Source organism: Ruegeria sp. ANG10 (assembly GCF_040705255.1).
GTDB lineage: Bacteria > Pseudomonadota > Alphaproteobacteria > Rhodobacterales > Rhodobacteraceae > Ruegeria.
This window is the reverse complement of sequence record NZ_JBFCVU010000022.1, coordinates 1-7,034: the sequence shown is the minus strand read 5'-3', so window position 1 is coordinate 7,034 and position 7,034 is coordinate 1. Positions and strand designations below refer to the sequence as shown.

The window sequence follows — 7,034 nt, the reverse complement described above, 5'->3', positions numbered from 1 at the left end:
ATCCTAATCCCGCAACCAGCGTCGGAATAACTCAAACCTCCCCGTTCAAACTAAAATTGATCCCCAAAGATCAATCGCTTAACACCCTCAACCCGTCAGAACCATAACACAAAGAGCACAGGGGCAATAACCTCATCCAAAACAAAGCTTTAACGCCAGAAAACCAAATTGGCCAAAGCGCTGCGAGGCCAATAACCTAAATTTCCAGATAAGTGTGACACAACCAAGACAGCAAGCTGACTTGACAAGGGCGTCTAAACAATGATTCCGGCGTATCACCGCTCATCCAGGTTGCAATCTTGGAGGCTCGCTTCAAAGATACTGTCTTTGGTGATTGACACGCCTGAACAAACAGGTACTCGGTGCTCAAGTTGTTTGAACGCAATCCCAGGTGGAATGTGCTGAACGACCAAAGTATTAAAATACCGAAGGCATTGACTTACCAAGGGTTCAAACTGAGAAAATGCAGTCTTCTAACGAAATAGTTGCAAGCCTCTGCGATGCGAACGCATCTGATGACACCGTCACAACAACTGAGGCCAGGGACACATTTCGCAGTTTGATTCGAACACAGCTTTCGGTGCGGAACGCAAAATCACCAACCTCGGTTTCTGCCCTCTACAATGAGATACGAACGCAACCCGACGTTTGGCACAACCTTCCAAAGTTTGAAGAAGCTGGCGCAGAATATGAACCCGATGCAGCCATAGAACCCGGATTTGCTGCTGTTACCTGCTGCATGAACAGAAATGATCACCTGGCGCAGACACTGCCAACGTGGCTTGTGCATCAGGAAATTGGCGAAGTTATCATCGTGGACTGGAGTTCGGAAATTCCGGTTGAGATCACTCTTCGGAAAGCGGGGATAACTGATCCACGTATACGCATTCTTCGGGTCGAGGATGAAGGGTCCTGGATTTTGTCCCACGCGTATAATCTGGGATTCCGCACTGCGACCAAAGACAAGATTATCAAAGTCGACAGTGACATTATCCTCGATTCAGAGTTCTTTAGCCGCAACACAACAGGTGTTGACCAACTGACTGCAGGGAACTGGCGCCAGGCGAAATCCGGTCAAAGCCACGTGAACGGCTTTTTCGTCGTTGGGCGTGAAAATCTTTTGGCTGTTAACGGCTTTAACGAGCGGATTGTCACCTATGGCTGGGATGACGACGATCTGTACGGACGCCTGACCGACGCAGGCGTGCAAAGAGAAGATGTCGATCCCGACACCATCAGCCATATTGATCATTCCGACGTAAGACGCGTTGAGCGCCCCAAAAGTACACCGGTCACCGGATGGGATGAAGTGCAATCCTTTCCGCAGTTCTGGATCGCGCTGAACCGGCAAACTGCGTCTTCCTGCGCCCCGTGGGATGCGAGTTGCCCAATGACGGGTTTCCGGGTGCTTAGTGAAACCGCGAACATAGCGCGGTTAAGACGCAGCCACCCCTACGGTGTAGATACAAACCTTATTGGCACGCGGATGGAACGCGCCGAAGCAGCGGTTAGCGCAATACATGATGTGTTCAAAGGTGTTGCGGTCTCTGTTTCCTGCGAAGCTGTGGATTATGCGTTGATGACCCGCTCGTTGGAAGACGCCATTGTGGCCATCAGCAACACGTCGCTGCAACCGGAAGAGAATACAGGCGAAGTTACCGTTCCGCTGGGGCATAGCCTGCAAAAGCAGAAACTTGTCGTCGATGCGCAGCACGGCTTGGGCAACCGATTGCGTGCAATTGCTTCGGGGTTTTCATTTTCACAAATCCACGATCGCGAACTGATCATTCGCTGGGTGCCTGACGAACATTGCGATTGCACCTTTGCGTCATTGTTCGACTTTGACGGGGCTGTCGAGGATACCAGAGAGAACGACCCGGAGAATGCCTTAGCGGTCGACCTGATGAGCAAGGCATTCCGAGAAGCCTTTGACACCGCCTCGTTGGTTAAGGCGCAGCGGGATATCGTTATCCAATCGGCCTACAGGTTCACCTTCGGCAAACCCTACGACCCCATTGAACGGAAATTCCTGCGTGAGCTGAAGCCGAGTGCGGATGTGCAAGAGATGATCGAGTCCGTCCGCAGCCAAAATGACATCGCCGTACATGTGCGTATGAATGGCGGCGCGGCCACGGACCCTCATGGGGACGTTCCCGGTGACTGGTCGCGGTCAGAAGACGAGATTTCCAGACGCGCTCGCAGCAGATCCCACTATGCGTTCTTCTTCAAGCGTTTGGATCAACTGCTGACGGCCAAGGCCGATTCCACGATTTTTCTGGCGTCGGATAACTCGGAATCCTATGGTGCCTTTGCTGCGAAATACCAAGATCGCGTGACCAGCCTGCCCAGAACGGTATATGACCGATCTGAAGTGCAGCTTAAATATGCGCTGGCAGATGTAATCCTGCTGTCGCGTGCGCCGCTTTTGCTGGGAAGCAACTGGAGTTCGTTTACGGAAATCGCCCATTCAATGTCTCAAAATCAGAGGTTAGAGATATCTGGGCAGCATTTTTAATGTGGCTCGAAAATCCGGACAGCGGTCCAAATCTCTATGAATACCTATTAAACCCGCCAGAGTGTAAATCTGAATGAATGACAGTGAAACAAGGAGCTTAGCCGTTGAGAAGGTTGTTTCAGCGTGCAAGCAACGTGTAAGTGAAATTATCGTTTTGGAAGGCCGGAAGCATAAGGAGTGGTGCGCGGCCTATGAGCAGAGCGGTGTTCCACGTGTCACTCAATCTTCCTTTAGCGCGCTGTCTAAGACCGATTCTCCACAGAAGGCCGCTGATGGCGGCTTGCGTATCATTCACGTCACCAAGGGCGTCCCTGCGGCCAGCCTGAGTGAAGCGGAACACAGCGTAAACCTGCTAACCAGTTACGCTGACATTGTAGTTTTTTCACCGGTTCCTGTAGCTGAACAACAGGTTCAAGACCTGCTGGTGTCATGGCCCAGCTTTTGGGCATTGCTTTTTCTTGCCGAAGGGTTCGTTTTGCGGGACGTCGTGCGCCCGGCGGTATGGGACAGTTTCTATAGCGATTGGGACAACCTCCAAAGCACGGTTGTGTTCACCAGTTCCGCGCTGGGTGACAATTGGGCGGATGCCGGTGGTGACAGTGCCAATATAGTTGTGGATTACGTACATCCCTCGAGTTTCGAAATCGGTCTTAGGCGTCAGCTGGCATTGCAAACCAGTGCGATGCTGAGTGCAACTGATACTTCCGCCACGTCTCAGGAATTCAGTTCAAAAATCCACATCGCGCTGCCCAAGCGTTATTCCAAAAAGGAATATGAACAAAAGCTCTTTCAGGAAAGCCGGAAGTGGTGGAAGGTTGCCCTTTGCACACCTTGGCGGGTTTCTTACTGGTGTGATCTTTGGCGTCTCCAACGGCGTACCAAGCGCTGGATGAATTAGAACTTACCCGCTTTATTCCCAACTTGTTGAACAAACATGCGGGCCAAATGCCCTGTATGTGGCTTCAAGCCGCTGATAAAAAATGAAAAAACAGCCGCGCCGACACGCTTGGCTACGTCCAAACCTTGCGGGCAGTTTGGTAAAGGGTGGTTGATCTGATATACTGCGTTTTGTTTACAAGTGACTGAGAGTATTGATCTCTGTGCGCTTGTTCTATCGGGCAGACGCATCTGTCGCTGTATCGCCCGGCGACACCAAATCTAAGACCGTCCCATGACACTAAGCGTCATTCGCGCAACGCTGCGTGCGTATTGGACATGGAAAGTTTACGTAAAAAACCTATTAAAACATTGATTTAAGGCCAAGTTTCGCCACAGGCAGCGCACAGCTGAGGCATCGCGGTTCTCTAGCCCTGATCCAGATCATTACTGGAATCGGAGATAGAACCATGCCGAGTTTCATCGACTGTTGTTTCAAAGCGTCATCGCATGCAGGGCAACGCTTTGCCTGTGGCATTGTCCGGTTTCTTACGGTCTTGCTGAGTGTCGCAACATTGATACCGGTGACCCTTGCACCGTCACGCGCCCAGGCACAGCAGTTGCTTGTGGTGGGAAGTGATCGCGGTGGTTATCTGCATGACCGTCTGGTCGAACTGGAAAACCTCAAGCGCAACGGTGTTCTGGTCGAGATCCGGGGCCGTATCTGTTATTCGACATGCACGATGTTTCTGGGGTTGCCCGGAACCTGCGTTGATCCCGATACCACCTTTGGGTTTCACGGCCCTTCCCGAAGCGGTCGCCGGCTTGCGCAAGAAGATTTCGACTATTTCAGTCAGATCATGGCCGCCTATTATCCGGAACCGCTGAAATCTTGGTTCATGAACAAAGCCCGGAACCGGATCAACGGGCTTTATAAGGTCAAAGGCCGCGAGATCATTCAGATGGGCGTGCCCGCCTGCCGAACCGCCTGAACCCGGTCTTGCCCGCAGTCAGGTCGCCGGGTATCACGTTTGGATCTAAGACCGGCGCCGGATTTCCTGTACCGGTTCCTTTCACGGCTATCCGGGCAGGAGAACAGATCATCGTGCTGTCATCGCTTTTCGAACGATTCAGGCGGCGTGCCCCGTTCCTGCCACCAAGCCCAGATACTCCAATATGCGTTATCGGTGACGTGCATGGCTGTGTCGTGCAGTTGGAAAAGCTACTGAACAAGGTGCCGCAGGACCATCGGATCATTCTGGTGGGCGATTATGTCGACCGCGGAGAATACAGCGCCGAGGTCTTGCGCCTGATCAGTGCCCGCCCCGATATAACCTGCCTGAAAGGCAATCATGAAGAGATGATGCTGCGGTTCCTGAAAGACCCATTGGAACAGGGCCCTCGGTGGCTGCGTTATGGCGGGTTGCAGACGTTGGCCTCGTTTGATGTGCGCGGGGTCCGGGCCGAAATGACCGGTGATGAGCTGACAGAGTGCCGGGACAAGTTCCAAGAGGCGATGGGCGACACGTTGTATCAATGGGTGACCCAGCTGAAGACCTGGGAAATCTCGGGCAATGTCCTTGTGGTGCATGCCGGTGCTGACCCCAATGTTCCGCCCACCGAGCAATCGGAAAAGACCCTTATCTGGGGTCATCCGTCATTTCTGAAAACGATCAGGCGCGACGGTGTTTGGGTTGTACACGGGCATACGATTGTCGGTGAGGCTGGCGCGCACAAGGGACGGATTTCCATTGATACCGGCGCTTTTGCAACTGGTGTGTTAAGTGCAGTTTGCCTGGACGGTGGGGAACCCAGATTTTTGACTGCACAAGGTTGAAGACTGAGCCCGTTCAGGCGCAAATCCGCGGTTGCACTTGCTTTTTCCTGTTGAAGCTGAGCAAAATCTTGTCACGCTAATTCACATCTAATAGGACCTGTTTAAATTAAATCAGGTTTCGAGCTTATCATGTTGATCACCCCTATTCTTCTTTGCGGCGGGTCCGGGACGCGTCTTTGGCCGTTGTCGCGGCAGAGTTACCCCAAACAATTTGTGCCGCTTGTTGGGGATGAGACACTTTTCCAGGCCTCAGCGCGGCGTTTGTCCGGCGCGGCGGCGGGGCTGGAATTTGCGGCTCCGGTGGTTCTGACCAATTCGGATTTCCGCTTCATCGTGGCCGAGCAATTGCAGGCTGTCGGCATTGATCCCGGCGCCATTTTGATCGAACCCGAAGGGCGGAATACGGCCCCAGCGGTCCTTGCTGCCGCGCTGCGCGCCCATGCCGAGGACCCGGACGCGGTGCTGTTGGTTGCGCCGTCCGATCACGTAGTGCCTGATGTGGCGGCGTTCCAGAATGCGGTTGCCCGCGGGTTAGAGGCTGTCGCGCAGGGGCAGCTGGTGACATTCGGGATCACCCCGACGCATCCGGAAACGGCTTATGGTTATCTCGAATTGGCGAGCGCATCGGACAGCGGCGGGTCACCGGTTCCGCTGAAGAAGTTCGTGGAAAAACCAAATCTGGCCCGCGCAACTGAAATGCTCGAAGCAGGCAATTTCAAATGGAATGCCGGGATCTTTCTTTTCCGTGCATCGGATATGATTGTGGCCTTCCGGGCTCATGCGCCTGAACTGATAGCGCCCGTCGAGGCAGCCGTCGATACGGCGACCCCTGATCTGGGCTTTTTGCGTCTGAACCCCGAACCTTGGGGCAAGGCCGAAGATATCTCAATCGATTACGCCGTGATGGAGAAGGCGACGAACCTGTCTGTTGTTCCGTTTGATGCGGCCTGGTCCGATCTGGGCGGATGGGATGCGGTCTGGCGCGAAAGCGGGCCGGATGCTGACGGCGTGGTGACCAGCGGCGGAGCGACGGCGATTGATTGCCACAACGCGCTGTTGCGCTCGGACAGTGACCAGTTGGAGCTGGTGGGCATCGGGCTGGAAAACATCATCGCCGTGGCGATGAATGATGCGGTTCTGGTTGCGGATGCCTCGCGGGCGCAGGACGTTAAGAAAGCGGTGAGCGCGCTGAAGGAAAAAGGCGCTGCTCAGGCCACAACCTTCCCCAAGGACCACCGCCCCTGGGGGTGGTTTGAAAGCCTTGTGGTTGGCGACCGGTTCCAGGTTAAGCGTATTCACGTCCACCCCGGCGCGTCGCTGAGCTTGCAAAGCCATGTCCATCGCTCGGAACACTGGATCGTGGTCGAAGGCACTGCCCTTGTGACGATCGACGACAAGGAACAGTTGGTGACCGAGAACCAATCGGTCTACATCCCATTGGGGGCGGTGCATCGGATGCAGAACCCCGGCAAGGTGCCGATGGTTCTGATCGAAGTTCAAACCGGAACCTATCTCGGTGAGGATGATATCGTCCGGTACGAGGATGTTTACGCGCGCGGTCAGGGCGCAAAGGGTTGACGTTCCAGCCCCATCTGACGCCACGCAGCCAGGTATGGCGCATTGATCAGGCCCCCGGACGGGGGCCTTTTTTGTTGCCTGGAAAGCCTGGTGCAGCCGCTCCGTTCGGTGAGTTTTCGTTGTGTTAGTTGTGTTTTGTTTATGGTGTTGCTGATTGAGATGACTGAGTGAGGTTGGGCTGATGAGCATGAACCCTTTTAGCAATCGCGTTTCCAGCCTTTCGGGGCC

5 protein-coding genes are annotated in these 7,034 nt (G+C 54.1%); all 5 read left to right on the top strand.

What is annotated here, in order from left to right; all coding sequences use genetic code 11:
* Positions 1-739: 739 nt before the first annotated feature.
* On the top strand, positions 740-2,515 hold the full coding sequence (locus AB1A64_RS22185; RefSeq protein ID WP_366554327.1) for a galactosyltransferase-related protein: 1,776 nt from the start codon (positions 740-742) through the stop codon (positions 2,513-2,515).
* 73 nt (positions 2,516-2,588) lie between these two features.
* The gene (locus AB1A64_RS22180) at positions 2,589-3,413 is read left to right on the top strand and encodes a hypothetical protein (RefSeq protein ID WP_366554325.1); all 825 of its coding nucleotides are present in this window, start codon (positions 2,589-2,591) and stop codon (positions 3,411-3,413) included.
* Positions 3,414-3,861: 448 nt separating this feature from the next.
* On the top strand, positions 3,862-4,383 hold the full coding sequence (locus tag AB1A64_RS22175; protein ID WP_366554323.1) for a hypothetical protein: 522 nt from the start codon (positions 3,862-3,864) through the stop codon (positions 4,381-4,383).
* Between the two features lie 113 nt (positions 4,384-4,496).
* On the top strand, positions 4,497-5,228 hold the full coding sequence (locus AB1A64_RS22170; protein WP_366554321.1) for a metallophosphoesterase family protein: 732 nt from the start codon (positions 4,497-4,499) through the stop codon (positions 5,226-5,228).
* Positions 5,229-5,357: 129 nt separating this feature from the next.
* Positions 5,358-6,806 carry a mannose-1-phosphate guanylyltransferase/mannose-6-phosphate isomerase gene (locus AB1A64_RS22165; protein ID WP_366554319.1) on the top strand — a complete coding sequence of 483 codons (1,449 nt, stop codon included), beginning with the start codon at positions 5,358-5,360 and terminating at the stop codon, positions 6,804-6,806.
* Positions 6,807-7,034 lie beyond the last annotated feature (228 nt).

Coding starts and splice junctions, on each gene's coding strand:
- AB1A64_RS22185 (WP_366554327.1), top strand. CDS start 740: ATGAACAGAAATGATCACCTGGCGCAGACACTGCCAACGTGGCTTGTG.
- AB1A64_RS22180 (WP_366554325.1), top strand. CDS start 2,589: ATGAATGACAGTGAAACAAGGAGCTTAGCCGTTGAGAAGGTTGTTTCA.
- AB1A64_RS22175 (WP_366554323.1), top strand. CDS start 3,862: ATGCCGAGTTTCATCGACTGTTGTTTCAAAGCGTCATCGCATGCAGGG.
- AB1A64_RS22165 (WP_366554319.1), top strand. CDS start 5,358: ATGTTGATCACCCCTATTCTTCTTTGCGGCGGGTCCGGGACGCGTCTT.